The sequence below is a fragment of the Paenibacillus sp. UNC496MF genome, from assembly GCF_900113915.1.
Classification (GTDB): Bacteria; Bacillota; Bacilli; order Paenibacillales; family Paenibacillaceae; genus Paenibacillus_Z; species Paenibacillus_Z artemisiicola.
On the sequence record NZ_FORE01000010.1, the window covers coordinates 102,090 to 127,866 of the forward strand.

Genomic DNA, 25,777 nt, shown 5'->3' on the forward strand with positions numbered 1-25,777 from the left:
AATGCCAAACGCGCTTCGTCCCATGGGAACGAAGCGCGTTTGGCCAAGGAGAAGCGGCTGGGCTCGGACGGGCTGCCCGGAGCCGCCGCTTTTAGATTTTCTTCATCAGGAGATAGACGAAGTACGGCGCGCCGATCAGCGCGACCACGATGCCCGCGGGCACGCCGTCCGCGGTGCCGACGTTGCGGCCGATGGTGTCGGCCAGCACGAGCAGCCAGCCGCCGATCAGGATCGCGACGGGCATGAACAGCTGGTTGCGCGGGCCGACCAGCGCCTTCGCGATATGCGGCGCCATCAGGCCGACGAAGGCGATGCCGCCGGTGACGGATACGGCGGCGGCCGCCAGCGCGACCGCCGCGAGCAGCAGCTCGAGCCGCTCCCGCGCCAGGGCGACGCCGACGCCGACGGCGACGGATTCGTCGAGCGCCAGCAGGTTCAGCTTGTTCGCCTTGTAGAGCACGAACGGCACGAGCACGGCGAGCCACGGCAGCAGCGCCCAGATGAACGGCCAATCCGTGCCCCAGATGTTGCCGGCCAGCCATTTCGAGATAAAGTCGACCTTCTGCCGGTCCGCGGACGAGATCAGCACGACCATGATGCCCGAGAGCGCCATGGAGAAGCCGACGCCGGTCAGGACGAAGCGGACGGGCTGAAGGCCGGCGTGCCGCTTGTACGCGAACAGGTAGATCAGCGCGGACGTCAAGAGCGCCCCGCCGAACGCCACCATCGGCAGCACGTACGCGAACGTGTTCGCCTCGAGCGGCATGAACAGGAAGAAGAAGGCGACGCCGACGCCCGCGCCGGAATTGATGCCGATGATGCCGGGATCGGCAAGGTCGTTGCGCGTCACGCTCTGCAGGACGGAGCCGGCGAGCGCCAGCGCCATGCCCGACAGGAGCGTGATGACGATGCGCGGCAGGCGGACTTCGTACAGGATGAAATGCTCCTTGAAGTTGCCGTGCCCGAACAGCGTCGGCAGCAGGCGGCCGTACGAGAGCTTGGCGTAGCCGAGTCCCATGCCGAGAAAGACGGTCAATACGATGAGCGCGAACAACGCGAGCAGGATGATTCGCTGCTTGCGGACGATTGCGGGCCGAGTCATTTGATCGCCTTGCCCCCTCTCCGCATGATGTACAGGAAGAAGGGCAGCCCCGCGACGGCGACGATGGCGGCCAGCGGCGTCTCGTACGGCGCGTTGATCGTCCGGGCGAGCGTATCCGCGAGCAGCATGAACGTCGCCCCCGACACGGCCGACATCGGCACGACGAACCGGTAATCCGTGCCGACGACGGCGCGCACGATATGCGGGATCATGAGCCCGAGGAAGGTCAGGTTGCCGACCAGCGCCACGGAGGCGCCGGCGAGCAGCACGGTCACGACGAACAGCGCCGCCTTCACGGCGCCGGTCTTCTGGCCGAGGCCGACGGCGATGTCCTCGCTCAGGCTCAGGATCGTGAGCTGCCGCGACAGCGCCATGGCGGTCAGCACGCCGACCGAGACGAACGGAATGATGACCTGCAGCTGTTCCCAGGACGTGCCGATGATGCCGCCGGCGGTCCACATGGAGACGTCCTTGGAAATTTTGAAGGCCAAGCCGATGCCGTCCGCGAGCGCGTACAGAAACGCCGAAACGGCGGAACCCGCCAGCACGATGCGCAGCGGGGAGAAGCCGCCCTTCTTGGCGGCGCCGATGCCGGCCACGAGCAGGGAACCGGCGGCGGCGCCGACGAAGCAGGCCACGGTGATCCAGAAGTAGTTGGCAGACGGGACGAGCGCAAGGGTGAAGGCGAGCGCCGCGTTGGCGCCGGCGGTCAGTCCCAGCAGGCCGGGATCGGCGAGCGGATTGCGCGTCATGCCCTGCATGACGGAGCCGGACACCGCCAGCGCCGCCCCGATGAAGACCGCCGCGATTTCGCGCGGCAGCCGGATCTCGCGGAGCACCGAGAGATTCTCGCCCGGCCGGTCGGTCATGATCGCGAGCCACACTTCCTTCGGCGTCGTGTGGGCGGCGCCGAGCGTCATGGCGACGAAGAACGTCAACACGAAGAGCAGCAGGCCCGCGGCGAGCTTGAAGGCAAAGGGGACGGAGCGGGTCGAATCGCCGGCCATCGCCTTATTGTCCCAGGAAGCTTTTCTTGAAGAAGTCCAGCTGGTAGTCGAGCGTGTCGGCGTCGTTGAAGTAGAACTCGTTGGCGTTCACTTCGAAGACGTGTCCGTTTTTCACGGCCGGAATGTTTTTGTACGAATCGGTGTCTTGGAAGGAGTTGTCGGCATCGCTGAACTTGCTCAGGATGACGTAATCGCCGGCGTATTGCGGCAGCACTTCCGTCGACAGGGCGAAGTAGCCGGGCTTCAGCGCCGAATCGATGACCTTCTGCGGCATTTTCAGGCCCATCGCCTGGTACAGCACCTCCGTGCCGCGGCCCCAGTTGTTGCCATAGACGTACAGCTGCTTGTCGAAGCTTTCGATGACGGAGACGGTCGCGCTCTCGCCGATTTTGGCTTTGATCTCGGTGCCGGCTTCGGCCGCGCGCTTCTTGAAGTCGTCGACCCACGCCCGCGCTTCTTTCTCCTTGTTGACCGCCTTGCCGATCTCGACGTGCTGGGTCAGGTAGTCGACTTTGCCGTACGTGAACACGACCGTCGGGGCGATTTCCTTGAGCTTGTCGAGGTTCTTGACGTTATCGAGGCCGATGATCAGGTCGGGATCGAGCTCGATGATCTTCTCCAGGTCCTCGTCGGACACTTCCTTCGCGTCCTTCAGCTTATCCGCGAAACGGGGATTCTTCATCGACCAGGAATCGGCGCCGACGATGTTGACGCCGAGCGAAATGAGGTCGCCCGCGTAGGAAGCCAGCACGACGACGCGCTGCGGGTTGGCCGGCACTTCGACGGGGCCGGATTCGGATTGGTACGTAATCGTGCCGGTTGCCGGCGCGTCGGCCGAAGCCGCATGGTTCGCCGCCGCGTTATCGGCCGGCTGATCGGCGCTCGAAGCGGCGTTGTTCGCGGGAGCGGCATTGCCTTCCGCTGCGTTGCCGGCGCCGTTATTGGCGTTGCCGCAGGCGCTTAGGAGCAGAATGAGGACGGCGAGAATCGGAAAAAACGCTTTTTTCATGAGACGAAAACCCCTTTTTATTGGAATAAACTGGTTATTCAGTGATAACGATTATCAAAACTGCCATAACCAACGATACGTTCAGTGAGAATGATTGTCAATATCATCTTGTAAAAAAGCACGCGGCCGTGTATATTTATACTAATTGAGAATCGTTATCAACGAAAAACCATGGCGAAGGAGCGATCTTCATGAACGCGGCGGACGTATACGACGTGACCATCATCGGGGGCGGCCCGGCGGGGCTGTACTCGGCTTTCTATAGCGGACTGCGGGAAATGAAAACGAAAATCATCGAGTTTCAGCCGCAGCTCGGCGGCAAGGTGCACGTCTATCCGGAGAAAATGATTTGGGACGTCGGCGGCCTGACGCCCGTTCCCGGCGCGAAGCTGATCGAACAGCTGGTCGAGCAGGGATTGACCTTCGGCCCCGAGGTGGTGCTGAACGAGAAGGTGGAGGCGATCGGACGCGGGGAAACGGGCTTGTTCGAGCTGCGCGGGGCTTCCGGGACCGTCCATTACTCGAAGACCGTCATCGTCGCCGTCGGCAGCGGCATCCTGAAGCCGACCAAGCTGCAGATCGAGGGCGCGGAGCGGTTCGAGGTGAGCAATCTGCATTACACGGTCAAGTCGCTGCGCCAGTTCAAGGGCAAGACCGTCGTCGTCTCGGGCGGCGGCAATTCCGCCGTCGATTGGGCGAACGAGCTGGAGCCGGTCGCGAAGCAGGTCATCGTCGTGTACCGCAAGGGCTCGCTGACCGGGCACGAGGCGCAGGTGCAGCAGCTGCTGAGGAGCTCCGCCGAATGCGTCTTCCATTCCTCGATCACGAAGCTGATCGCGAGCGCGGACCACGAGAAGATCGAGCGCGTCGAGCTGACGAACCACGAGACGGGCGAGGTCGTGACGGTGGAAGCCGACGAGATCGTCATCAATCACGGCTACGACCGGGAATCGACGCTGCTGCAGGCGAGCGACCTGAACATCGAGATGCTCGAGGATTTCTACGTATCGGGCACCGTCATGAGCGAATCGTCCGTGCCGGGGCTGTACGCCGCGGGCGACATCCTGATGCACGACGGCAAGCTGCATCTCATCGCCGGGGCGTTCCAGGACGCGGCGAACGCGGTGAACAAGGCGAAGCAGTTCATCCAGCCGGATGCCGACAAGTTCGCCATGGTCTCGTCGCATAACGACCGGTTCAAGGAGCGCAACCGCGAATTGGTGAAACAAATGATGAAGTAAGGCGGGGAGCGCCCGTCGAATTCGATCGCGCAAGCACAAACGGCCCGGACGGCTAGCGTCCGGGCCTTTTTGGCGCGTTAAGGAAGGAAGTCCAGCCTCCGCATCGCGCACGATCTCCGCTTCGCCGTCTGCCTACCCTCGGCTACGCACGCTGTCTTGTCTGCCTCCGCACCGCACGCGACCCTGTTTTCCCGCCCGTCCCGCACGCGTCACGCAGGCATCAGCCGACTATGCCATGGCGCGCTGCGGCTTCGGCGCCAAAACCGCGAAGCGCGGCGCGAGCTCATGCTCCTTCGGTTTTGGCGGGCAAGCAGCGGGCGCTCCGGGGAGTGGCGGCGGCAAGGTTCGTCATCGTATGATGAGCGTAGCGTATGGCGTATCGGAGTTAACCGGTCCGGGACATCGGCTTCGAACGCGGCGGAGGGGAACGATCGGACGTTCGCCGGGTTCCCGCATTCGCCGGCCGCTTGCCGCTGTCTCCGGCGCGGGATAGAGACCGGGCTGCCGCGCGGACCTCAACCGGAGACGAACGCCTGGCAGGCGACCCAGATCGATCCGCCCATGACGGCGATGCCGCCGGCCTTGCTCATGAAATAATAGAAATCGCTCGGCTCGGGATTGTCGTACAGGAGCTGCCGGGGCGACAGATAGAACAGGCGCGTCTGGAATCGTTCGTAGCGGAAGCAGCACCAGCCGAAGATCATGAAGGCGAAGGCCAGGAAGAGAAATCCGGGCCGGCCCTGCGCGCGGTGGTATTCCGGATAGGCGGCGGCGACGAGCGATGCGGGGAGATAGCTTTCGATGGGCTCGTCAATGCGCACGCCTCCCGAGTAGGCCGCGATTTCCACGACGAGCTCGCCTTTCGCGTCGTAGCTGAGGAGCATGCCATTATTGTCCTCCACGCTGTACCGGTGGCCGTTGGGGTAGGCGACGGTGAAGGCCGCCGGAAGCGGGGGCGCGGTGGTTTTCGCGATGACGTAGTCGTCCGCTCCGATCCGTACCGTGCGCTCCCGGCCGCCGCTGACGCGAACGTCGACGGGACCGGCCGACCCGCCGCGGTACGTGGCCAGGTCGTTTTGCAGACGCTGCAGCGTGTACCGGTCCTGGTTCAGGTAGAAGGCGCGGTCCGTGAAATACGAGTGGGACAGCAGCGCGACCGCGAGAGTCACGGCGGTGAGGGCGGCGAAGAAGAGTACGCTGGGGTTACTGAGTTTTTTGATCCGTACGGCCATAGGGAAGGCACCCGCTCTTTTCGTTTTGTTCCGTTGTACGCGGAGATGGCGGTTTGGTTGCGGGTAGAACGATAGTTTGACGGAGGAGGCGGGGGCGGTGGTAACGGCAGGGCAGCTGCTAGCGTTGATGGAGGAAACGCTTCGCGCGCAGGGCTTCGACGTGGCCGGGGCGATCGACGAGCTCGGGCAGGTGCGCCAGTCGGATCGGCGAGACCGCGGCGAATCGTTCTCGTTCGGCGAGCATATCCGGGGGATGCTGCTCGCGCTGCTGAGCAATCAGCGGCCATGGGGGCCGATCGCGCGGAACGAAGCGCGGCTCGCGGAGCTATTCGGCGGATACGAGGCCGAGCGCCTGAAGGCGGCGGACAAAAGCCGGCTCGCCGAGCGCGTCCAGGCGATCAAATGCGGCAACCGCGCGATCGCCAGGCAGATGGCCGATCTGGACGCGAACCTCGCGACGTTGGAGCGAATCGCTGCGGACTATGGCAGTTTGGACCGGTTCGTGTTGAGCGACGCGCCGGAGGCGATCGCGCGCGAGCTGGGGCAGGGGAAGCGGTACAAGCTCCGGGGCATGGGCTTCACGCTCGCGCTGGAGTATCTCCGGCATGTCGGCGTGAAGGCGATCAAGCCGGATTCCCACATCCGGCGCATCGTCGGCGATTCGCGGCTCCGGCTGCACGGCGGCTACCCGTCGGAGGCCGAAGCAGTCGCGATTCTGAGCGGGCTCGCGGCCGAGGCGGGCGTGAACCTGACGTACCTCGACAATCTGATGTGGCTGTACTGCGCCGTCGACTACGGCGCCATCTGCGGCGGCGCGCCGAAGTGCGGCGCGTGCGGGCTGCGGCCGCATTGCGCGCAGGGGCGGGCGGTGCAGGGCGGAGTTGGACGCGAGCGCGTGCGCTTGGCGTAGGCACTGGTGTGAGTCGTCGGGAGGCGCGGGTACCGTTGCTTACGCCCGGTGCCCGGGATTGGCGGCCATCAGAGCTGCTATTCGTTAGGATTCGGAGGTGGTTATGCCGTCTTGGACGGCAATAGCGGCTGTCGTGTCCGTCATTTCCCGAGAAACGCCCAGATGCGGCCGCATAACGGATCTCCTGTCCGCTTATACCTGCGGAAGGCGACGGCCGCGGGGCGAACGCGGTTCCGCAACGGAAACAAGCCGCTCGGCCGCGCCTGCCGGCGGTGAGGGGCTTTTTGGCAAGGATGCAAGGCGGGGCCGGAGAGCCTCGGCCGGTTCGGCCTTCCGCCCCGCAGCGCGTGCGGCGGCTATCGTCGGCGGCGGGAGGGCGTCCGGCCGGCGGTACGCCTCGGCCGCCCGTCGCGTCCGGCAGCGGCCGTCAGCCCCGGCCGGCCCGCGCGGCGGCCTCCGCCAGCCGCCGGGCGGCCTCCGAAGGCGACGGCGCGAGCGCGATCGCCGAGATGACGGAGACGCCGTCGGCCCCGGCGGCGAGGACCGAGGCGGCATTCGCGGGCGTGATGCCGCCGATGCCGACCAGCGGCGCCGCGATGCCGGCCGCGCGCAGCTCCTCGAGCAGCCGCGTGCCCTGCGGCGCCTTGGCGTCGGGCTTCGAGCCGGTGGGGAACACCGGCCCGATGCCCAAGTAATCGGCGCCGTCGGCCAGCGCCCGGCGCGCCTCGTCCGCGGTGTGGGCGGACACGCCGACGATCATGCCGGCGCCGAGCCGCGCCCGGATGGACGAGGCCGGCTCGTCGTCCTGCCCGACGTGGATGCCGTCGGCTCCGAGCGCCGCCGCCAGGCCGGCGTCGTCGTTCACGATGAACGGCACGCCGCGCGCCCGGCATACCGCCTGCAGCCGTTTCCCCAGCGCCAGCATGCCGTCGCCCGCGAGCGAGCCCGGCCCTTTCTCGCGGTACTGGAAGCAAGTGACGCCGCCGTCGATCGCGTCCGCCAGCAGCTCGGCCGGGTCCGTCCCGGGCGGGCAATTCGGGCTGCCCATGATGAGGTAGACGCCCAGCGCGCGGCGGACCGCTTCCTCCGCGGGACGGCGAACGTTACCGGGCACGCGCTTCGCTCCGCATCCGCCGCCGGTAGGCAAAATGGTTCGTCGGCCCGTGGCCTGCCCCGAACCCGAGCTCGTCCTCGATCGCCGCCTGGATGAACGCTTTCGCCATCTCCATCGCGTCCTCGACCGCGAAGCCGCGGGCGAGCGCGGCCGTCAGCGCGGCGGAATACGTGCAGCCCGTCCCGTGCGTGTGGCGGGTGTCGATCCGCTTGCTCTCCAGGTAGCGGAACGTCCGGCCGTCGTACAGCAGGTCGATCATCGGCTCGTGCTGCGCGCCATGGCCGCCCTTGATGAGCGCGTACCGCGAACCCATCTCCACGATCGTCTTCGCGGCGATTTCGCGCTCCTGCAGGCTCGCGATTTGCAGGCCGGTCAGCATCTCGGCCTCGGGTATGTTCGGCGTCGTCACGAGCGCGAGCGGCAGCAGCCGCGTCACGAGCGCGTCGACCGCTTCCCGGAGCAGCAGCCGCGAGCCGCCCTTGGCGACCATGACGGGGTCGATGACGAGGTTCCGCCAGCCGTACTCGCGCGCCTTGTCCGCGACCGTGCCGATGATGGCCGAGCTGAACAGCATCCCCGTCTTGACCGCGTCCGGGGGCAAATCCGCGCCGATCGCGTCCAGCTGCGCGGCAACGGCCGCGGGCTCGAGCGGGTAGACGCCGTGAACGCCGAGCGTGTTCTGCGCCGTGACCGCCGTCAGCGCGGACATGCCGTAGACGCCGAGCTCCTGAAACGTCTTCAGGTCGGCCTGAATGCCCGCGCCGCCGCCGCTGTCCGAGCCGGCGATCGTAAGCGCCTTGGTAATGGTCGTCATCGTCATTCCTCCTCTAAAGCGTTTCGTATGCGCAAGCTCGCAACGATCTTTCATGGCGCCCTCGGCTTAAGCCAGCTTCTCGATAGCGGCCATCTCCCGCAGCTCGGCGGAAGTGACCAGCGCCAGCCGGTTCAGGAACTCGACCTGGAAGCTGCCCGGTCCGCGGCCTTCCGTCGCCGCGAACGCCAGCTCCGCCGCCGCGCCGTAGAACGCCAGCGCTTCGGCGGCCGCTTCGAGCCGCGCCGCGCCGTCGCCGGCAACGGCCAGGAAAGCGCCGAGGACGGAGCCGAGCAGGCAGCCCGCGCCCGTCACCTGCGTCAGGATCGGATGGCCGCCATGGACGACGTACGTCGTCTCGCCGTCCGTGACGACGTCGTCCTTGCCCGTGACGACGACGAGGCAGCCGAGCCGCTTCGCGGCCCGCACGGCTAGCGCCGCGACGTCCCCGTCGCCCGCGCCGGCGTCGACGCCTTTGATCGACCAGCTCTCGCCGACGACGTTGGCGATCTCCGCCACGTTGCCGCGCAGCGCGGTCAGCCGCACCTCGCGGACGATTCGCCGCGCCGTCTCCGTCCGATAGGGCGTCGCGCCCGCGCCGACGGGATCGAACACGACGGGCACGCCGTGCGCGTTGGCCGACCGGCCGGCGAGCAGGATCGACTCCACGACGGCGGCGTCCGGCGTGCCCATGTTCAGCAGCACGGCGCCGGCGATTTTCGCGACGTCCGCGACCTCCTCGCGGGCGTACGCCATGATCGGCGAGGCGCCGAGGGCGAGCAGGCCGTTGGCGGTGAAGTTCGTCACCACCCAGTTGGTGATGTTATGCACGAGCGGCTTGCGCTCGCGGATTTGATCGAGATAGGACATGGTCGATTCCTCCTGGTCGTGTGAAGTCGTCTATCTTGTCGCTAAAGCCGGTTAGTCGGCGAGACGGACGAACGCGTCCGCGGCCTTGACGTCCGAGCCGAGCAAGCCGTTGTCCGCGAGCCAGGCGTTCACGCGGTCCCAGGACGCGGGATCCTGCGCGCCGAACGGCGCGTCCTTGTCCGTCATGAGCGGCAGCAGAATGTCCAGGCTCTTCGCCTCGATAGCCGGGTCGAGCGGGGAGCCGCCGTCCTCGTGGGCGAGCAGCGTCTTCAGCGCGTCGTCCGGATGCGCTTCGACGTAGCGCTGCCCTTCGGCCGCGGCGCGCACGAACTTGGCGAACAGCTCCCGCTTCGCCTTCAGGCCGTCGTCGCTCGCGGCCAGCACAAGCTCGTAATAGTCCGGCACGCCGTAGGCGGCGGGGTCGAGCGAGTCGACGGGATGGCCGTCTTTGTCCAGGATCAGCTGCTCGTGATTGATGAAGCCGCCGATGATGGCGTCGACCTTGCCCGTGGAGATCGCCGGGATCAGATCGTACCCGACGTCGACCAGCTTCGCGGCGTCCGGATCGCCGCCGTCCTGCTTGATCATGGTGCGCGCCATCGCCTCGTAGAGGGGGATGGACGAGAAGCCGATCGTTTTGCCGGCGAGGTCCTTCGGCGACCGCACGCCGCCCCCCGCCGGCACCATCAGATGGTTGAGCGGATGGCGCACGATGGCGGCGATCGATTTCACGGGGATATGCTCTCCGCGGGCCATCAGCACCTGCGGCTGGTACGTGAGCGCGAGGTCGACCTTGCCCGCGGCGACGAGCTTCAGGGCGTCGTTGGTATCGGCCGGCATGCGGATGTCGACGTCGAGGCCGGCTTTCGCGAAATACCCCTGCGCCTCGGCGGCGTACAGGAAGGAATGGACCGCGTTGGGATACCAGTCCAACATGAGCGAGATTTTTGGCGTCGGCGCGCCGCCGCCCGCTTGTTCGCCGGCGCCGGCATTCACGGCATTGCCGGCATTCGGGGCCGCGCCGCCGCCCGGCGACGAGCCGCAGCCGCCCAGCGCAAGCAGCGCCGCGGCGATGAGCATCGGGAATGCGAATAATAATGGCTTTCTCATGAGTAATCCTTCTTTCTCTTGCGAAGCAGAATGGTTTCGAGCAGCGCGACGGCGAGGAAGAACGCGACGCCGAGCGCCGACAGCAGGAAGACCGCGGCGAACATCGCGTCCGTCTGCAGGCCGCCGGACATGCGGCGGCTGAAATAGCCGAGCCCTTCGGTGCCCCCGAGCCATTCGCCGATCGTCGCGCCGACGACGCTGTAGACGACGGACAGCTTGAGGGCGGAGAAGAACGACGGCAGCGCGAGCGGCGCCTGCACCTTGCGGAAAATCGCCCAGCGGCCCGCGCCCATCGTCAGCAGCAGCTCGCGGTAGCCGGCGTCGCCCCGGCCGAGGCCGTCGTACGTGCCGACGACGATCGGGAAGAACGCGGTCAGGAATACCACCGCGACCTTGCTCCAGACCGCGTATCCGAACCACAGGATGAACACGGGGGAGAGCGCGATGAGCGGAATCGTCTGGCTGACGACGATGAACGGGTAGAGCGCCTTGTTCAGCCAGCGGTACTGGCGCATCAGCGCCGCGAGCAGCGCGCCTCCGGCGACCGAGAGCAGGAAGCCGAGAGCGGCCTCCGACGCCGTGGCGGCCAGATGGCGGCCGAGCAGCGTGCCGGCGTCCCGGCCGAGCGCGCCGGCGATCGCGGTCGGGGCCGGCAGGATGAAGAACGGCACCCAGCCGAGCCGCACGGCGCATTCCCAGCCGCCGAGCAGCGCGAGCAGGAGGAGCGCGAACAGGCCGTACTGCCCGAGGAGCGCCGACAGCGGGTCACGGAACGGTCGTCGTCTGTTCATCCAGCAGCAGCTCCAATTCCCGCCGGAGCTTCACGAAGCCCGGCTCGTATTTGAAGCTTGCGTCCCGCGGCCGCGGCAGGCCGGGGCGCAGCTCCCGCAGACCGTCCCCGCTGCCGGCCGCGGGCATCAGATAGACGCGGTCGCTCAGCAGAAGCGCCTCCTCGAGGTCGTGCGTAATGAACAGGACGCTCTTGTCGAGGCCGCCCCAGAGTCCGAGCAGCCAGCGGTGAAGCTCCCGCTTGGTCATCGCGTCGAGCGCGCCGAACGGCTCGTCGAGCAGCAGCAGCGGGCGCCCCGTCATGACCGTGCGCAGCAGCGCGACCCGCTGCCGCATGCCGCCGGACAGCTCGGCGGGGTAAGCGCGCTCCTTCCCTTCCAGCCCGAAGCGCGCGAGCAGCCGCCGGACCTCGGCGGCGCCGTCCTTCGCGCGTCCCCGCGGCGCCAGCTCGATGGGCAGCAGGCAGTTGTCCATCACGGTGCGCCACGGGAGCAGCAGGTCCCGCTGCGGCATGTAGCCGACGCTTCCGAGCCGGCGGGCGGCGCGATCCCCGTACAGCGCGATGTCGCCGGAGGCCGGCTCGAGCAGGCCGGCGATCAGCTTGAAGAGCGTGCTCTTGCCGGAGCCGCTCGCGCCGACGACGGAGACGAATTCGCCCTCCGCGACATGCATCGACAAGCCCGCGAACAGCCGGCCGCATGCTCCGTAGGCGAACGAAATCTCGCGCAGCGATAAAACGGTCTTCATGCGGGCATCCTCCTTTCGGGCGCATACGAAAAAACCCGCCGATTCCTCCGGAAAGGAATGGGCGGGTCCGCGAAACAAACGCCAGGCGCGTCGTCGTTCGGAATTCCATTCACTTCCCTACGCTGGCATCACCCAGATCAGGTTCCAAGGGTCCGCGGATTCGGCTCCGCGTCTCAGTCGTCAGACTCCCCTAGCGAATAAAACGGGTATTCGGTTGCTCTTACTATAGCACAACGCGGGGCGGCGTGAAAAGAACGTCCGTCTCCGCGAAGGCCGGCGTCGGCCCGTCGGGTCCGGGCGTCGGCGCCCGCCGCCCGTCGCCAGTCGCCCGGTGCGGCCCGGTTCGCCCTTCGCCGCTAGCGGATGCCCTCGAGCTCCAGCGTGATCGTCTCGATCATCTGCACGAAGGACGTCAGCTCCTGCGAGCTGGCCGCCTGATCGCGCGCGAGCTGCGAGGTCCGCTCGGCGTCCGTCATGACGTCGCCCATGACGCCGTTGATCTCCCGCAGCTTCTCCCGGACCGCGGCGAGCGATTCCTTGGAGTGGCTGGCCAGCTTGCGGATCTCGTTCGCGACGACGCCGAACCCCCGACCGTGCTCCGCCGCGTGGGCCGCTTCGATGGCGGCGTTGATGCCGAGCAGCTGGCTTTGGTCGGAGATCTCCTGCAGCAGCGAGCCGATGCCGTCGATTTCGCCGATCTTGGCCTGCAGCCCGCGCACTCTCGCGTTCGCCTGATCCTGGATGTCCGCCGTGCGGCTGGCCGACGCCGCGACGGACTGGCTGCTGCCGCCGAGCTCCACGATCATCGCCGACAGGTCCTGGACGATGCGGCTGATCGTCGTCAGCGTGTGCCGCCGCGCGTCGGACAGCTTCTGGATCTTCGCCTTCTCGTCCTGCTCGTACGCCTCGAGCACGAGCTGGGAGTCGAGGTTGAACATTTTGGACAGCGCGAGCACGATGGTCATCCATGCATCCGGCGCGATGCGCCGGAAGTGCTGCACGGCCGCATCGAGGTACAGCATGTACGTGCCGAGGTACCAGTCGGTCGTCAGCCCGATGCGCGAGTGGATGCTGCCGATGAGGATGCGGCGGTCGATGAACGCCTGGTCGATGACGCCGTCCGTCAGCGACAGGAAGTACCAGCGCTGCGTCTCCTTCAACCGGTCCAGCGTGCTGTGCCGGTCGATGATCGCCTTCATCTCCGGATTGGCGGCGACCTGTTCGTACAGCCGGTCGACGACTTCGTCCGTGATCCGCTCGAAGAGCGGGCGGACGCTTTTCAAATACGCAAGGTCCTGCTCCGTAATGCCGGTATACGTGATCTGTTTCATGCGCGTGTCGTTTGCTTGGATCATCGCTGCGGTCTCCCTTGGCCTGTGAGGTGGATGCGGTCATGCCTTTCCTTCTATGTCGACAAAACCGGCCGGTTCCTTTACAAAAAGGAAAAAATCGCGCGCCCGGCGAAGTAGAGGATTTATCCGGGATCGTCACACTTTCTTCTCAAACGCTGTGATTGCAATCACAAGGCGGAGCTCCGTGCAGCCGTATACTGAAACCATGAAAACAAAGTTACGCGAAAGCGGGGATGCGACATGCTGAAGCAAGAGACGATCGACATCATCAAATCGACGGTGCCCGTGCTGGAGGTGCACGGCACGGCGATTACGAAGCGCTTCTACCAGCGGCTGTTCGAGGCCCATCCGGAGCTGCTGAATATTTTCAACCACGCCAACCAAAAGCGGGGCCGGCAGCAGACGGCGCTCGCGAACGCGGTCTACGCGGCGGCGGCCAACATCGACAAGCTGGAGGCGATCCTGCCGGTCGTGAAGGGCATCGCGCACAAGCACCGCAGCCTCGGCGTGAAGCCGGAGCATTACCCGATCGTCGGGGAGCATCTGCTCGGCGCGATCAAAGAAGTGCTCGGCGACGCCGCGACCGATGACATCATCGGCGCTTGGGCGGAGGCATACGGCGTGATCGCGGGCGCGTTCATCGGCGTCGAAGCGGAGATGTACAAGCAAGCGGAGACGCAGCCCGGCGGCTGGGAAGGCTTTCGGCCGTTCAAGGTGTCGCGGAAGGAGCGGGAGAGCGAGGTCATCACGTCGTTCTACCTCGTGCCGGCGGACGGCGGCGCGATCGCGGCGTTCGAGCCCGGCCAGTACGTCAGCGTGAAGCTGGACATTCCGGGCGAGGACCGGACCCATATCCGCCAGTACAGCTTGTCGGGATCGCCGGGGGCCGGGCATTACCGGATTTCGGTGAAGCGCGAGAATACGGTGCCGGGGCTGCCGGCGGGCCGCGTATCGGTGTACTTGCACGAGGAGATTCAAGTAGGCGACGTGCTGCCGCTGTCGGCGCCGGCGGGCGATTTCACGCTGGACCAAGGCGATTCGCGTCCGGTCGTGCTCATCAGCGGCGGCGTCGGCCTGACGCCGATGGTCAGCATGCTGCGCACGCTGGCGGAGACGCAGCCGGAGCGCAAGGTGACGTTCATCCACGCGGCGCGCCACGGCGGCATGCACGCGCTGCGGGACGAGGTCGAGCAAATCGTGGGCGAGCACCCGGCCTTCTCGGCGCACTGGGTCTACGGGACGCCGACGGATAAAGACCGGGAAGCGGGGGTATTCCATAAAGAGGGGTATCTCGATCTGGCTTTCCTGCAACAAACCGTGGGGACGACCGATGCCGGATTTTACTTCTGCGGACCGACGCCGTTCATGCGGACGGTGAATCAGGCGCTGAAGGAATGGGGCATCGCGCCGGAAGACATTCATTTCGAATTCTTCGGTCCGGCGGGCGCGCTGGACTGAGGCGGGGCAATGGAAGCGGCCGCTTGGACTTGGACGGGACGCGGGGCCGGCTGCGGTCCGGTCAAGGGCGGCCGCTCCGGCCGGGAAGGGCCGGCGTTCGGGGATAGCCTAACGGTTTGGCTGCGTCTCCGCCCGCTGCGCCCGGAGCAGCCGGTTGACGGTTTCCCGGCGCAGGCCGATCAGCTGGCCGATCTCGTCCTGCGTCAGCACCTCCGTCAGGGCGGCCGGCTCGATGTAGAGGCGGAACCACGCCTGCAGCTTGCGGAGCTTGTCGGCGGGCGCGACCTGCGTCAGCTGGTCGATGCGCTGCTGCATCATGCGCAGCCTGTCCTGCAGCAGCAGGGCGATCTCCCGGCACCGCGCGGGCTCGTCCTCCAGCTGCCGGTACCAGTCCGGCGCGGAGATGACCTCCGCCTCCGACGGCGTGAGCGCGACGGCCGTGCCGAAGTACGGATTCGGGCTGATGAGCGAATGATGGGGAATGATTTCGCCCGGCGTGATGATGTTGACGAGGAACGGCGTGCCGTCCGCGTGGACGCGCATGATTTTGAGCAAGCCGCCGCGCAGATGGAAGAGGGGGCCGGTTTCCCCTTGGCGGAACAGGATCTCGCCTTTGTTGAGCTGCATGGCCGCAAAGCACCTCCTTGCCTGCCGTAAGCCCGCGGCGTACGGGGGCGACTTTCGTCAGTATACCAAAAAACGCGCCGCGCCACTCCGTCCCTCCGCGGGACGGAGTTTTTTGCGTCCGGCGCGCGTCCGGCCGGCAGGAAAGGCGGCGCTCCGCGCGGAATCGTTTGAGGAAGGAGAGAGCCAAGCGAAGGAGGAGCGATTCATGCACGAGGACATTGTACTGCGGGGCGGCCGGCTGGCCGTCGCGATCAAGCATCCCGCCGCGGTGGGAGGCGCCCGGTTCGACCGGACGGGCTTCGTCGCGGAGGCGACGCTGGACGGCCGGCATACGTTCGGCGCTTATGAAATTCCGAACGTATGGGACCCGTCGAAGGGGGCGGGGCTCTGCGGCGAATTCGGCAATCAGCGGATGCTCGGCTACGACGAGGCGAAGCCGGGGGAGTGGTTTCCGAAGCTGGGCGTCGGGCTGCTCCGGCGCGAGTCGGACGAGGGCTACCGGTTCATGAAGGCGTACGAGGTGCGGCCTTACCGCGTCGACGTGATCCGGGAGGACGAGAGCCGCGTGCTGTTCGACGTGCATCCCGAGCCGTGCCTCGGCTTCGCGGTCCGCTACCGCAAGCGGCTTGCGGTCGAGGGGAACGCGCTGCGCGCGGACTAAGAGCTGACCAATGTCGGGGAACGGGCCATCGCCACCAACGAGTACGCGCATAATTTCATCTGCATCGACGGACATGCGGTCGGGCCGGACTATTCGCTCGTCTTCCGCGGAGAGCTTTCGTCCGCGTTCGCGGTTCACGTCGGCGACATTCGGGCGGAGGGCGGCCGGCTGGCATGGGGCAGCGTGCCGGAGCGGGATTTCTACGGCCGCATGGCGCCGGGCGAGGACGGCGGCGCGCTTCCGGACGGCTGGACGCTGGAGCACCGGCCTTCGGGCGTGCGGGTCTCCGAGGCGTGCGGCTTCCGGACGGAGCTGATCGCCGTCTGGGGCATGGCGCACAACGTATCGCCGGAAATGTTCGCGCCCGTTCACGCCGCGCCGGGCGAGACGGCAACGTGGTCGAGGACGTATACGTTCGAGGCGTAATGCGGGGCAACGGCCGCGGCGCGAGCGGCTATAAGCGCAATCTACCCGCAACCAAAGCCGCGCGTTCAAGCCGCAGCCGGAGTCAACCGGCCGCGGCTTGTTCGGCATGGTCCGGTCCGATCGGCGCGAGCGTGCGGCGCGCTGACGGGCAGGTCCGGCGCCTTTGCCCGCGGCTGTAGCGGGCCAAAGCCCGGAATCGGCGAAAATCGGCCGTTTTCGACAGATTATTTTGACATAATTGACCAATATTTTAGAATCGGGTATCGTTCGTCTAGTAGACATTCGACCTATACCCGGAGGTGCTTCCGAACTATGTCCTTCTCGCAGCCAATCAAACGCGGCCCGTCCGCGGTCGGCTATTTCCGTTCTTTGGCGTTCCGCATTTCCTTTATCGCCGGGACTTGTTATTTGGCCTTGTGCGTCGTGCTGACGACGGTGTCTTATTTTCAGCAGAAGCAGCATGTGATGGACGAGCTCGTGGCGCTCGAAAACATGTTCCATTCCCCGCTCATGCTCGAGCTGGACGAAATCGGGACGGCGAAGACGGAGCTGAAGAAAAACGGGGAGGCGTACAAGACGGTTCCCTCCGTCGTGCGGGTGCAGGAGGAAATGGACCGCGCCGCCGCCTCGGAGCTGGTGGAGAACGCGTATCTCTTCTACCCCGAATGGACCCGGGAGGACGGCCAGCCCGCGCTGCTGAACCTGCTCTCGAACGCGAACCTGTACGCCGACGAGAAGCCGGCGGAGCCGTACGTGCCGGTCGAGACGCTGCGCCGGGCGCTGAAGGCGTCGGAGCTGGAAGGCGTCAGCCGGACGGGCGCGTACGCGGACAGTCTGGGCACGTGGATCAGCGTCGTCAGCGCGGTCAAGGACCCGAAGGGCAACCTGATCGCCTACGCGGGACTCGACTTCGACTACGCGTTCATCACGAAGACGCTGAAGCGCGACTTGTACCGCAGCTCCCTCATCGGACTGCTGGCGGCGATCGCGGGCATCGCCGTGATCGCCGCGTCGGCGCGCGCGTTCCTGCGTCCGCTGCGGCTGATCGGCGCCCAGGCGGAGCGGGCGGCCGGCGGCGACCTGACCGGTACGCTCGACATCCGCTCGCGCAACGAAATCGGTTCGCTCGCGGCGCATTTCAACCACATGACCGGCAACTTGCGCGCGCTCATCGAGCATCTCGGCGAATCGTCGCGGCAGGTGGCCGCGGCCGCCGAGACGCTGCAGTCGGGCGCGCACGCGTCGGCGGAATCGTCGCGGTCGATCTCCGGCGCGATGGAGCGGTTGACGTGGCATTCGTCCCGCCAGTACCACGGCACGCAGGAGAGCAGCCGGGCGATGGAGGAGATGGCCGCCGGCATCGGCCGGGTGGCGGAGTCGGCGGGCAGCGCGTCGGACGCCTCGAACGCGGCGCGGCGGAGCGCGGGCGAGGGCAGCGCGCAGATGCAAGGCAGCATGCGGCAGATCATCGGCGTCGTCGAGACGGTTCTAGGGGCGGTCGAGGCGATAAACCGGCTGCGGAGCATGTCCGAGGAGATCGGCCAGGTGACGTCGATGATCGCGTCGGTGACGCAGCAGACGAACCTGTTGGCGCTGAACGCCTCCATCGAGGCGGCGCGCGCCGGCGAGCACGGGCGGGGCTTCGCGGTCGTTTCGGGGGAGATCCGGAAGCTGGCCGAGCAGTCCAAAACGTCCGCCGGGCGCATCGCGGAGCTGATCGAACGGGTGCAGCAGGAGACCCGGGACGCCGCGGTCGCGATCGACCGCGGCCTGAGCGAGGTGACGGCGATGCGGCAGGCGGCGGAAGAGACCGGAGCGATGTTCCTGGACTTGTCCGGCTCCGTGCAGCAGGTGGCGGACCAGCTGCTGGACGTGTACGCCGTCTCCGAGCAAATGTCGGCCAGCTCCGAGGAGATCTCGGCGTCCATCGCCGAGCTGGCGGAGCTGTCGCGGCAGACGACGGAGCTGGCCGGGACGATCACGGAAGCGGCGGCCACCCAGAAGGGCGCCATGGCGCAGGTATCCCGCACCGCCGACGGGCTCGGGGCCATCTCGGGCGAGCTGCGGCAGGCGGTGACGCGGTTCAAGGTATAAGCCGGGCGAGCATCGGGGTCGTACCCGTTGCCCGCAATTGGACAGCGGCAAGCGGCAAGCGGCAAGCGGCAAGCGGCAAGCGGCAAGCGGCAAGCGGCAAAAAAGCCGGATCCGAGGATCCGGCTTTTTTGCTTGGGCGGCGTGGTTCCCGCCCTGCACGTATTCGGCGAGCGGTGACCCGCGGGAGCTTCGCGCCCGGCCGCGCCTGTCGCCCCGGCTTTGCCGGAGCCGCGGCGCAGCGGGCGATGCGGCTTATCGAACCCGCGCGAGCTTGTCGGGATTGACGAGAATGTAGACCTCCGCGATCCGGTCCCGCTCGACGCGGAACGAGACGACGCCGGACACTTCGCCGTCCGCCGCGTACGTGACGAGGCCGAGCTCGCCGCCGACGAGGGCGGGCTTGGCGGCGTGGCCGGGCTCCAGCTTCCGCAGCACGCCTTCGAGGAAGCCGGCGACGCGGGCCGCGCCGACAATCGGCCGGACGGCCGCGTGTACCTTGCCGCCGCCGTCGGACAGAAGGGCCGCGTCGCGCGACAGCACGTTCAGCAGGCGGCCGATATCGCCGCTCGCCAGCGCCGCCGCGAACTGTTCGACGAGCGCCTGGTGACCGGGCAGGCCCGGGCTCGGCGCCTTCGGTTCGTCCTCGGGATGAATGGCGCGCCGCGCGCGGTGGAAGATCTGCCGGCAATTCACGGCGCTCTTGCCGACGATGGCGGCGATCTCGTCGTAGTCGTACTGCAGCACCTCGCGGAGCAGGAAGACCGCGCGCTCCGTCCACGAGAGCTGCTGCAGGAGCAGCAGGTAAGCCGTTGACACCGCTTCTTGCCGGGCGTAGGCCTGATACGGGTCGATGCCGATGCCCCCGGCGCCGGCGCCGGCGGCATCCGGCCAATCGGCGACGAGCGGCTCCGGCAGCCACGGGCCGACGTAGAGCTCGCGCTGCTTTTGCGACGCACGCAGCCGGTCGATGCAGCGGTTCGTGACCGTTTTGCACAGGTAGGCCTTCACGTTGGCGACATGGCCCGGCTCCGTGCCCTGGAGGGAGAGGAACGCCTCGTGGACGATGTCCTCCGCGTCCATGACGCTGCCGAGCATGCGATAGGCCAGCGAGAACAGCAGCGATTTGTACGATGCGTACAGCTCTTCCGTGAGGATGTTGGTTTCCATGGCAATGCCTCCTTAGAAGTCCGCGCTTCGGCGCGGCCGCCTTCGCGGTGCGGGCACCGGGGGCGAGGCAGCGGGCCGCAGGCGGCCGTTACGCGCGTCCGGCGAGCGCCGGGCCGGCCGAGGCGCCCGTCCGCGCGTCCGCCAGCAGCCGGGCCGCGGCGCGCTCCGCGCTGGCCGCCGCCGCGTCGGCGAGCTGCTCGCCGTGGCTCGCCCAGTCGCCGGCGACGTACAGGCCGCGGATCTCCGGGACGGCCGGTCCGGGCTTGGGGTCGCGCCGGCCGACGTGCGGCTGGTCGTGCACGACCGTGATGCTCGGCAGCAGCTGCTTGGCGACGACATGCTGCCGCCAGCCGGGCTGCAGCAGCTCCATCGTCCGCTGCAGCGCCTCCTCGTCGGCGCGCGGATCGTGCTCGCCGGGGAGGTTGTATTTGATGAGATGCGTCACGACCGTGCCGTCGTCGCTCAGCTTCGCCGCCCGCGAGTGATTCGAGAACAAGTACGGCTGGTCGAGGCCCATGGCGAAGTCCCTGCCCGGCACGGGCAGCCGGTCGAGCGCCAGATCGAGGCAGGCCGCCGTCACGGGGCTCGCGTCCTCCTTCCAGCGCAGCAGCGCCGTGCGTTCGGCCCCGGGCACGAGCCGGAACGTATCGCCCGGCGGCAGCGCGCTGACGACGCCGTCCGCCGTCCACCGTTCGCCGCTGGCGAGCGTCACGCCCCGCACGGCGCCGTCCTCGTGCGTCACGGCGGCGACGCCCGCGTCGGTGCGGATCGCGACGCCGCTGCGGACGGCCAGCTCGCGCAGCCGGTCGGTCATGCTCTGCCAGCCGCCGTCGAGGTACTGGACGCCGCCCTTCAGAGCCAGCTGCACTTGGCGCAGCACGGCCGACGCGAGCTGCCGGTCGATGTCGCGGCCGTACGTGGCCGTCCGGCACAGCGCGTAGAACAGATGGCGCACCATCGGGTCGCGCACCTCGGCTTCCGCCCATTCGCGGAGCGACAGGCCGCCGAGTCCGGCGCCGTCGAATTTGCCGAGCCGGGTTAACAAGCGGGCCAGCTCCATTTTGCCGGAAAAGCGGAAGAGCTTCGAGGTCAGCAGCCGGTAGGGGTCGGCCGGCAGCGGAACGAGACCGTTCTTCCAAATGACCGATCCCGCCGTACCCGGCACATTGCCCTTGGGCTCGATCCCGAGCCGCCGCAGCGCCGCGAACGCCGCGCCGCCGCGATAGAGCGCGTGGCCCCCGAGATTCAGATAAGCGCCGTTCTTGCGCACGGTGATCGCCCGCCCGCCGACATGCGCCGATTTCTCCAGAAGCACCGTTAATTTGCCGGCCTTCGCCACCTCGATCGCCGTCAGCAAGCCCGCCAATCCGCCGCCGATCACAATCGTTTCCGCGTGTTGCATCGCAACCGCCTCCTCATTAGCAAGTTGCACATAGGACGTGGAGGGTCAGCGGTCTGTGACAGCCGCGCCGAAAAAAATCGCGAAAGCCCGTTTTCATCCACTGTACCATACACGACGGTCGCTTGTGCCCGCCAAAAAGGATTTTCCTTCCAGACGTCGAAGAGGAGGACGACGAGACGCCGGTCCGCGATCGGCCGGCAAGACGAGTCGCAAGAAAGGATGACGCGGCATGAAAATGGCGTTCGTGCTGTTCGACGGCATGACTCTGCTCGATTTCTCCGGATTCAACGAGGCGGTCACCTGGATGAAGTTTCTCGGCGCGGACGAAAGCCTGACGTGGGACTATTGCGCGGACAAGACGCGTGACGGACGACCGCGGACTGTCGATTCACGTCGCGCACGTGAAGCCCGACTTGTCCGGCTACGACCTGCTCTTCGTCCCGGGCGGGATGCCGACCCGGCAGCTGCGGTTCGACGAAGGCTTCGTCGCGTGGCTGCGGACCGCGGAGCGCGCGCCGTACAAGGTGTCCGTCTGCACGGGGGCGCTGCTGCTCGGCGCGGCGGGCTTCCTGCGGGGCAAGCGGGCGACGACGAATCCGTCGGCTTACGAGCTGCTCGAACCGTACTGCGCCGAGGTCGTGCGGGCGCGCTGCGTGCGGGACGGCGACGCGTTCACGGGCGGAGGCGTGGCGTCCTCCCTCGATCTGGGGCTGTTCGTGGTGGAATCGCTGGCCGGCCGGGATTTCGCCCGCCGCGTGCGGGAGAAGATGCACTACCCGTACTATTTTGCCGACGGGCCCATAGGATGAAGAGAAGCCTTTGAGCCGAGCATGGGGATGCCGGTTCAGGGGCTTTCTTTTTCGCCGGGCGGCAAAACTTCCCCGCCCTTGTATTCCCCTTTGAATTTTGGGAGAATAAATAGGAATACGCGGTAACATGCGAAGAGAGGACTTGAAATGAACAAACCTTCGATATACGGATTGACGCTCGCGCAGCTGACCGACTGGCTGCGCGAGCGCGGACATAAACCCTCGCGGGCGCTGCAGACGTGGGAATGGCTCTACCGGAAGCGGGTGACGTCGTTCGAGGCGATGACGGACGTGAACCCCGACTGCCTCGCGCTGCTCGCGGACCATTTCGCGATCGGGACGCTGGCCGAGCACACGCGGCAGGAATCGGCCGACGGCACGGTGAAATTCCTGTTCCGGCTGCAGGACGGCAACCTGATCGAGACCGTGCTCATGCGGCACAAATTCGGCTTGTCCGTCTGCGTGACGACGCAGGTCGGCTGCAACATCGGCTGCAGCTTCTGCGCGAGCGGGCTGCTGAGCAAGAGCAGGGATCTGTCCGCGGGCGAGATCGCGGAGCAGATCATGAAAGCGCAGCTGTACCTCGATGCCGCGGGACAGGGCGAGCGCGTCAGCCACATCGTCGTCATGGGCATCGGCGAGCCGTTCGACAACTTCGAGAACCTGGTCGATTTCCTCGACGTCGTCAAGGACCATAAGGGGCTCGCGATCGGCGCGAAGCATATTACGGTCTCGACGAGCGGGCTGGCCGACAAGATTATCGAATTCACCGACCGCGGCCTCGGGGTCAATCTCGCGATTTCGCTGCACGCGCCGAACAACGAGCTGCGCACGCGGATCATGAAGATCAACCGGGCGGTCCCGATCGAGAAGCTGATGGCGGCGATCGACTACTACATTAGCAAGAACAAGCGCCGCATCACGCTGGAGTACATCCTGCTGCGCGGCGTCAACGACCGGCAGGAGCAAGCGCTGGAGCTCGCCGAGCTGATCGGCGACCGCCGTCCGAGCGTGAACGTGAACCTCATCCCGTACAATCCGGTCGACGAGCACAGCCAGTACCAGCGCAGCGAGCAGTCGGCGATCCGCGGCTTCTACGATGTGCTGAAGAAGCAGAACGTCAGCGTCAGCGTCCGGCTGGAGCACGGCACCGACATCGACGCGGCCTGCGGGCAGCTGCGCAGCAAGCAAATGAAAGCATCCGGCTAACGGCGCCCAGGCACCCGGAGACGGGTGCTTTTTTGCTGGGCGTTCTTATAGGCGCCGGGCTTTTGGTTAACACTGACAAGATGCGCAATTGCGGTTCGAAACGGACAAACGAGCGAAGATCGGGTAAAATGGAGTTATCCAATATGAATAAACGGGAGCGGTTGACATGGCTGGCGAACAAGTGATTTTAACCAAGGAAGGCTTCGACAAGCTGCAGGAGGAGCTGGACGATCTGAAGTACGTCAAGCGCAAGGAGCTTGCGGCGCGGATCAAGCTGGCCATCAGCTACGGCGATCTCAAGGAAAACAGCGAGTACCATTCGGCGAAGGAAGACCAGGCGTTCATGGAGACGCGCATCCAGGTGCTGGAGAAAATGCTCGCCACGGCCCGCGTCGTCGAAGGCGGCAATCTCGACAACGTGCAGATCGGCGCGTCGGTCGTGCTGCACGACGTGGAGTTCGACGAGAAGATCGAGTACCAGATCGTCGCGCCGGCCGAAGCGAACGTGGCGGCGAACAAAATTTCGTACGAAAGCCCGCTCGGCAAAGAACTGCTCGGCAAGAAGATCGGCGATCGGATCAGCGTCAACGCGCCGATGGGCGTTATCGAGTACGAACTGCTGGAAATCAAGTAGCGCCGAATCGGGCGAACGCCGCCCGGCAGGGGCAGGCTGAATTGCCGCCGCGCAGGCGGCGGAATGGGAGGGAGCGTTCAGGCGCTCCCTCTTTTTTATCGGGTACGGCCTGGCTTTCTCCTCATTCGCGCCGCCCGTTCCGGCTTATCTGCATGGCAGCCTCTCGGGCTCCCGGGTAGCCGCCGCCATCGGGGCACCCCGCCATCGGGAAACCCCCCATCGGGGCACTCAACCAACAGGGTACTCCACAATCAGGGCACTCCGCCATCGGGGCATGATCAGGACGCCGTCCTTGTTGCTTCCATGCACCGTGCCCGGATCACGCCTTCATCCTTTTTGCGCGGCCGCCCTTATCCGCTTGATCGGGTATCCTCTCCCCTAGCCGGGCCGGTCGGGGCGACTTCCCTCAACGCCGCCGATTATCGCGATCGGCGGTTTTTTGGCCTTCGTTCGGCCGATTTCCGCAAAACCTTACATCCCCTCCCTCTTTTTCGCCTCGTTTTGCGTCCATTTTACATCTTGCATCTAAATCTGTAAGAAATTGGGTGACAATAATTTTCCAACAAAATCCCATACATATATGATATATTGAATATATAAAAAACCTTGCGGAGGGCTGCAACGATGTATATGGACAGAAAGCCGCTGTATATACGCATTCAGAGCCATTTTAAGGAGGCGATTCGCGCCGGGCAGCTGCGCGAGGGGGACCGCATTCCCGCGGAGAAGGAACTGCTGGAGCATTTCAACGTCAGCCGCATTACGGTCGCGAACGCCCTCGGGGAGCTGGCCCGGGACGGATGGATTTACCGCGTGCCGGGTCGGGGCACGTTCGTGCGGGGCGTGCCGGAGGACGAGACCGGCTATGGGCCCGCGGCGACGGAGACGGCGGGCGACGACTTCGGCCTCGGCGCGCTCTCGGCCGCGAAAGGCGCGGCCGGACAAGACGGCGGCGGGGACGGGCGCGCCTTGCGGCAGCGGGCGGAAGGACTCGTAGGAGCGGAAGCGGAGCGGGAGGCGGAACGGCCGCGGATCGGCCTCGTGATCCCGTTCATCGGCGATTATTTCGCCATCCGGCTGCTGTCGGGCATCCGGGACGCGCTGGCGGCCGCCGGCTATTCGCTGCTCGCGCTGTTCACGTTCAACGACAAGGAACGGGAGGAGGAGCTCATCCGCGAGCTGCGGGATACGGTCGAGGGGCTTATTATTTTCCCGGTGGACGCGAACGTCTATAATGAGGAAATCATCGCGCTGAAGATGAACGGCTATCCGTTCGTGCTGATCGACCGTTACCTGCCGGGCGTCGAGACGCATACCGTGAACGCGGACGGCGCTTTGGCGGCGAAGCTGGCCGTCGACCATCTGTGGGCGCTCGGGCACCGGAGCATCGCGATTTGCGCGGACACGCCGCTGTCGACGGCGTCGGTCGACGACCGGGTGAACGGATATATGAACGCGCTGAAGGAGAACGGCGGCATGATCAATCCGGCGCTGCTGCTGACGGATTTTACGGTCGAGCCGGGAGAGACGGGGCCGGAGCATCCGCTCGTGCGGACGATCGCGAGCCGCGCGGCGACGGCGTACATCGCGCTGAACAGCACGCTCGGCCTGCATATCGCGGCGCTGGCCAAGGAAGCGGGGCTCGAGGTGCCGCGCGACCTATCGGTCGTGACGTTCGACAATCCGAGCCGCGGCCTGCTGGACGAGCAGGGGACCTTCACGTACCTCGACCAGCATGAAGGCGGCATCGGCCGGAGCGCGGGCGAGCTGATCCTGGACATCGTCGGCAAGCGAAGGAAAAGCGCCGAAGCGTACAGCCATATCGTGCTGAAGCCGGAGCTGGTCGTGCGCGGGACGACGGGACCGGCGCCGGAATCGCGATGAAGCGGCCCGGTGCGGAGGAGTTCGGTCAGTGAGACGGACTGCGCTCGGCCATGAAGGCGGCAAGGAAATGAGGAGACGAACATGCTTCCGGCGGGGGCATGTTTTTATTTTC

23 protein-coding genes, 1 pseudogene and 1 riboswitch are annotated in these 25,777 nt (G+C 66.3%); of the genes and pseudogenes, 10 read left to right on the forward strand and 14 right to left on the reverse strand.

Going from position 1 to position 25,777, the window contains the following annotated elements:
• Window positions 1-91 precede the first annotated feature (91 nt).
• From BMZ79_RS18325 to BMZ79_RS18335, 3 genes are read right to left on the reverse strand one after another with little or no spacing between them, the layout of a single operon-like run.
• Window positions 92-1,102 carry a FecCD family ABC transporter permease gene (locus BMZ79_RS18325; protein WP_090642314.1) on the reverse strand — a complete coding sequence of 337 codons (1,011 nt, stop codon included), beginning with the start codon at window positions 1,100-1,102 and terminating at the stop codon, window positions 92-94.
• Window positions 1,099-2,109 (reverse strand): FecCD family ABC transporter permease, encoded by a 1,011-nt coding sequence (locus tag BMZ79_RS18330; protein ID WP_090642315.1) that lies wholly within the window; start codon window positions 2,107-2,109, stop codon window positions 1,099-1,101. The genes BMZ79_RS18325 and BMZ79_RS18330 overlap by 4 nt, the downstream gene beginning before the upstream one ends.
• A 4-nt stretch (window positions 2,110-2,113) precedes the next feature.
• The gene (locus BMZ79_RS18335; RefSeq protein WP_090642316.1) at window positions 2,114-3,118 is read right to left on the reverse strand and encodes an iron-hydroxamate ABC transporter substrate-binding protein; all 1,005 of its coding nucleotides are present in this window, start codon (window positions 3,116-3,118) and stop codon (window positions 2,114-2,116) included.
• Window positions 3,119-3,309: 191 nt separating this feature from the next.
• Between BMZ79_RS18335 and BMZ79_RS18340 the strand changes: the two genes are divergently transcribed.
• Window positions 3,310-4,359: an NAD(P)/FAD-dependent oxidoreductase gene (locus tag BMZ79_RS18340; RefSeq protein WP_090642317.1), complete on the forward strand. Its 1,050-nt coding sequence runs from the start codon at window positions 3,310-3,312 to the stop codon at window positions 4,357-4,359.
• A gap of 515 nt (window positions 4,360-4,874) precedes the next feature.
• On the opposite strand, the gene BMZ79_RS18345 is transcribed toward BMZ79_RS18340, so the two are convergent.
• Window positions 4,875-5,528, reverse strand: coding sequence for a DUF6199 family natural product biosynthesis protein (locus BMZ79_RS18345; RefSeq protein WP_218154717.1), 654 nt, complete (start codon window positions 5,526-5,528; stop codon window positions 4,875-4,877).
• A 160-nt stretch (window positions 5,529-5,688) separates the two neighbouring features.
• Here BMZ79_RS18345 and BMZ79_RS18350 point away from each other — a divergent pair, with 160 nt between their 5' ends.
• The gene (locus BMZ79_RS18350; protein WP_090642320.1) at window positions 5,689-6,501 is read left to right on the forward strand and encodes a hypothetical protein; all 813 of its coding nucleotides are present in this window, start codon (window positions 5,689-5,691) and stop codon (window positions 6,499-6,501) included.
• A gap of 427 nt (window positions 6,502-6,928) precedes the next feature.
• On the opposite strand, the gene thiE is transcribed toward BMZ79_RS18350, so the two are convergent.
• The 7 genes from thiE to BMZ79_RS18385 all read right to left on the reverse strand — a co-directional run bounded on the left by thiE (window position 6,929) and on the right by BMZ79_RS18385 (window position 13,297).
• A complete protein-coding gene (gene thiE, locus BMZ79_RS18355) occupies window positions 6,929-7,549 on the reverse strand; it encodes a thiamine phosphate synthase (protein ID WP_090642697.1) in 621 nt (206 codons plus the stop codon).
• A gap of 55 nt (window positions 7,550-7,604) precedes the next feature.
• Window positions 7,605-8,429, reverse strand: a complete 825-nt coding sequence (gene thiD / locus BMZ79_RS18360; protein WP_090642321.1) for a bifunctional hydroxymethylpyrimidine kinase/phosphomethylpyrimidine kinase — start codon at window positions 8,427-8,429, stop codon at window positions 7,605-7,607.
• A gap of 66 nt (window positions 8,430-8,495) precedes the next feature.
• On the reverse strand, window positions 8,496-9,296 hold the full coding sequence (gene thiM, locus BMZ79_RS18365; RefSeq protein WP_090642323.1) for a hydroxyethylthiazole kinase: 801 nt from the start codon (window positions 9,294-9,296) through the stop codon (window positions 8,496-8,498).
• Window positions 9,297-9,347: 51 nt separating this feature from the next.
• Complete coding sequence (locus BMZ79_RS18370) at window positions 9,348-10,406, reverse strand: ABC transporter substrate-binding protein (RefSeq protein ID WP_256252822.1); 1,059 nt, start codon at window positions 10,404-10,406, stop codon at window positions 9,348-9,350.
• Window positions 10,403-11,197 (reverse strand): ABC transporter permease, encoded by a 795-nt coding sequence (locus tag BMZ79_RS18375; protein ID WP_090642324.1) that lies wholly within the window; start codon window positions 11,195-11,197, stop codon window positions 10,403-10,405. The genes BMZ79_RS18370 and BMZ79_RS18375 overlap by 4 nt, the downstream gene beginning before the upstream one ends.
• Complete coding sequence (locus tag BMZ79_RS18380; protein ID WP_090642326.1) at window positions 11,172-11,942, reverse strand: ABC transporter ATP-binding protein; 771 nt, start codon at window positions 11,940-11,942, stop codon at window positions 11,172-11,174. Before BMZ79_RS18380 ends, BMZ79_RS18375 begins: the two co-directional genes overlap by 26 nt.
• 97 nt (window positions 11,943-12,039) lie before the next feature.
• Window positions 12,040-12,144, reverse strand: a riboswitch (TPP riboswitch).
• Window positions 12,145-12,298: 154 nt separating this feature from the next.
• Complete coding sequence (locus BMZ79_RS18385) at window positions 12,299-13,297, reverse strand: globin-coupled sensor protein (protein ID WP_090642327.1); 999 nt, start codon at window positions 13,295-13,297, stop codon at window positions 12,299-12,301.
• A 237-nt stretch (window positions 13,298-13,534) separates the two neighbouring features.
• Here BMZ79_RS18385 and hmpA point away from each other — a divergent pair, with 237 nt between their 5' ends.
• Entirely contained in the window at window positions 13,535-14,752 is a 1,218-nt protein-coding gene (gene hmpA / locus BMZ79_RS18390; protein WP_090642329.1) for an NO-inducible flavohemoprotein, read from the forward strand.
• A 108-nt stretch (window positions 14,753-14,860) separates the two neighbouring features.
• Here hmpA and BMZ79_RS18395 read toward each other — a convergent pair whose 3' ends face one another.
• The gene (locus BMZ79_RS18395; protein WP_090642331.1) at window positions 14,861-15,379 is read right to left on the reverse strand and encodes a Crp/Fnr family transcriptional regulator; all 519 of its coding nucleotides are present in this window, start codon (window positions 15,377-15,379) and stop codon (window positions 14,861-14,863) included.
• Window positions 15,380-15,584: 205 nt separating this feature from the next.
• Here BMZ79_RS18395 and BMZ79_RS18400 point away from each other — a divergent pair, with 205 nt between their 5' ends.
• The 3 genes from BMZ79_RS18400 (at window position 15,585) to BMZ79_RS18410 (ending at window position 18,560) form a co-directional block, all read left to right on the forward strand.
• Window positions 15,585-16,040: a hypothetical protein gene (locus BMZ79_RS18400; RefSeq protein ID WP_143088992.1), complete on the forward strand. Its 456-nt coding sequence runs from the start codon at window positions 15,585-15,587 to the stop codon at window positions 16,038-16,040.
• 183 nt (window positions 16,041-16,223) lie between these two features.
• Window positions 16,224-16,466, forward strand: coding sequence for a hypothetical protein (locus tag BMZ79_RS18405; protein ID WP_090642334.1), 243 nt, complete (start codon window positions 16,224-16,226; stop codon window positions 16,464-16,466).
• A gap of 423 nt (window positions 16,467-16,889) precedes the next feature.
• Window positions 16,890-18,560, forward strand: a complete 1,671-nt coding sequence (locus BMZ79_RS18410; protein WP_218154718.1) for a methyl-accepting chemotaxis protein — start codon at window positions 16,890-16,892, stop codon at window positions 18,558-18,560.
• Between the two features lie 252 nt (window positions 18,561-18,812).
• Here the strand turns inward: BMZ79_RS18410 and sigJ are convergent, their stop codons facing one another.
• Both sigJ and BMZ79_RS18420 read right to left on the reverse strand, forming a co-directional pair.
• Complete coding sequence (gene sigJ / locus BMZ79_RS18415) at window positions 18,813-19,727, reverse strand: RNA polymerase sigma factor SigJ (protein ID WP_090642337.1); 915 nt, start codon at window positions 19,725-19,727, stop codon at window positions 18,813-18,815.
• An 88-nt stretch (window positions 19,728-19,815) separates the two neighbouring features.
• A complete protein-coding gene (locus tag BMZ79_RS18420; RefSeq protein WP_090642338.1) occupies window positions 19,816-21,129 on the reverse strand; it encodes a phytoene desaturase family protein in 1,314 nt (437 codons plus the stop codon).
• A 229-nt stretch (window positions 21,130-21,358) separates the two neighbouring features.
• On the opposite strand from BMZ79_RS18420, the pseudogene BMZ79_RS18425 reads away from it, so the two are divergent.
• The 4 genes and pseudogenes from BMZ79_RS18425 (at window position 21,359) to BMZ79_RS18440 (ending at window position 25,665) form a co-directional block, all read left to right on the forward strand.
• Window positions 21,359-21,938 (forward strand): annotated as a pseudogene (locus BMZ79_RS18425) (DJ-1/PfpI family protein).
• A 147-nt stretch (window positions 21,939-22,085) separates the two neighbouring features.
• The gene (gene rlmN / locus BMZ79_RS18430) at window positions 22,086-23,147 is read left to right on the forward strand and encodes a dual-specificity RNA methyltransferase RlmN (RefSeq protein WP_090642340.1); all 1,062 of its coding nucleotides are present in this window, start codon (window positions 22,086-22,088) and stop codon (window positions 23,145-23,147) included.
• A 166-nt stretch (window positions 23,148-23,313) separates the two neighbouring features.
• Window positions 23,314-23,781 (forward strand): transcription elongation factor GreA, encoded by a 468-nt coding sequence (gene greA, locus BMZ79_RS18435; protein WP_090642341.1) that lies wholly within the window; start codon window positions 23,314-23,316, stop codon window positions 23,779-23,781.
• 624 nt (window positions 23,782-24,405) lie between these two features.
• The gene (locus BMZ79_RS18440) at window positions 24,406-25,665 is read left to right on the forward strand and encodes a GntR family transcriptional regulator (protein WP_090642343.1); all 1,260 of its coding nucleotides are present in this window, start codon (window positions 24,406-24,408) and stop codon (window positions 25,663-25,665) included.
• The last annotated feature ends 112 nt before the right edge of the window (window positions 25,666-25,777 follow it).

What these genes read in the sequence shown, in the direction of transcription:
- BMZ79_RS18330 (WP_090642315.1), bottom strand. Translation starts at nt 2,109, where the DNA reads ATGGCCGGCGATTCGACCCGCTCCGTCCCCTTTGCCTTCAAGCTCGCC.
- greA (WP_090642341.1), top strand. Translation starts at nt 23,314, where the DNA reads ATGGCTGGCGAACAAGTGATTTTAACCAAGGAAGGCTTCGACAAGCTG.
- hmpA (WP_090642329.1), top strand. Translation starts at nt 13,535, where the DNA reads ATGCTGAAGCAAGAGACGATCGACATCATCAAATCGACGGTGCCCGTG.
- BMZ79_RS18325 (WP_090642314.1), bottom strand. Translation starts at nt 1,102, where the DNA reads ATGACTCGGCCCGCAATCGTCCGCAAGCAGCGAATCATCCTGCTCGCG.
- BMZ79_RS18375 (WP_090642324.1), bottom strand. Translation starts at nt 11,197, where the DNA reads ATGAACAGACGACGACCGTTCCGTGACCCGCTGTCGGCGCTCCTCGGG.
- BMZ79_RS18395 (WP_090642331.1), bottom strand. Translation starts at nt 15,379, where the DNA reads ATGCAGCTCAACAAAGGCGAGATCCTGTTCCGCCAAGGGGAAACCGGC.
- BMZ79_RS18380 (WP_090642326.1), bottom strand. Translation starts at nt 11,942, where the DNA reads ATGAAGACCGTTTTATCGCTGCGCGAGATTTCGTTCGCCTACGGAGCA.
- BMZ79_RS18440 (WP_090642343.1), top strand. Translation starts at nt 24,406, where the DNA reads ATGTATATGGACAGAAAGCCGCTGTATATACGCATTCAGAGCCATTTT.
- thiE (WP_090642697.1), bottom strand. Translation starts at nt 7,549, where the DNA reads ATGGGCAGCCCGAATTGCCCGCCCGGGACGGACCCGGCCGAGCTGCTG.
- thiM (WP_090642323.1), bottom strand. Translation starts at nt 9,296, where the DNA reads ATGTCCTATCTCGATCAAATCCGCGAGCGCAAGCCGCTCGTGCATAAC.
- sigJ (WP_090642337.1), bottom strand. Translation starts at nt 19,727, where the DNA reads ATGGAAACCAACATCCTCACGGAAGAGCTGTACGCATCGTACAAATCG.
- BMZ79_RS18335 (WP_090642316.1), bottom strand. Translation starts at nt 3,118, where the DNA reads ATGAAAAAAGCGTTTTTTCCGATTCTCGCCGTCCTCATTCTGCTCCTA.
- BMZ79_RS18420 (WP_090642338.1), bottom strand. Translation starts at nt 21,129, where the DNA reads ATGCAACACGCGGAAACGATTGTGATCGGCGGCGGATTGGCGGGCTTG.
- BMZ79_RS18385 (WP_090642327.1), bottom strand. Translation starts at nt 13,297, where the DNA reads ATGATCCAAGCAAACGACACGCGCATGAAACAGATCACGTATACCGGC.
- BMZ79_RS18400 (WP_143088992.1), top strand. Translation starts at nt 15,585, where the DNA reads ATGCACGAGGACATTGTACTGCGGGGCGGCCGGCTGGCCGTCGCGATC.
- rlmN (WP_090642340.1), top strand. Translation starts at nt 22,086, where the DNA reads ATGAACAAACCTTCGATATACGGATTGACGCTCGCGCAGCTGACCGAC.
- thiD (WP_090642321.1), bottom strand. Translation starts at nt 8,429, where the DNA reads ATGACGACCATTACCAAGGCGCTTACGATCGCCGGCTCGGACAGCGGC.
- BMZ79_RS18340 (WP_090642317.1), top strand. Translation starts at nt 3,310, where the DNA reads ATGAACGCGGCGGACGTATACGACGTGACCATCATCGGGGGCGGCCCG.
- BMZ79_RS18370 (WP_256252822.1), bottom strand. Translation starts at nt 10,406, where the DNA reads ATGAGAAAGCCATTATTATTCGCATTCCCGATGCTCATCGCCGCGGCG.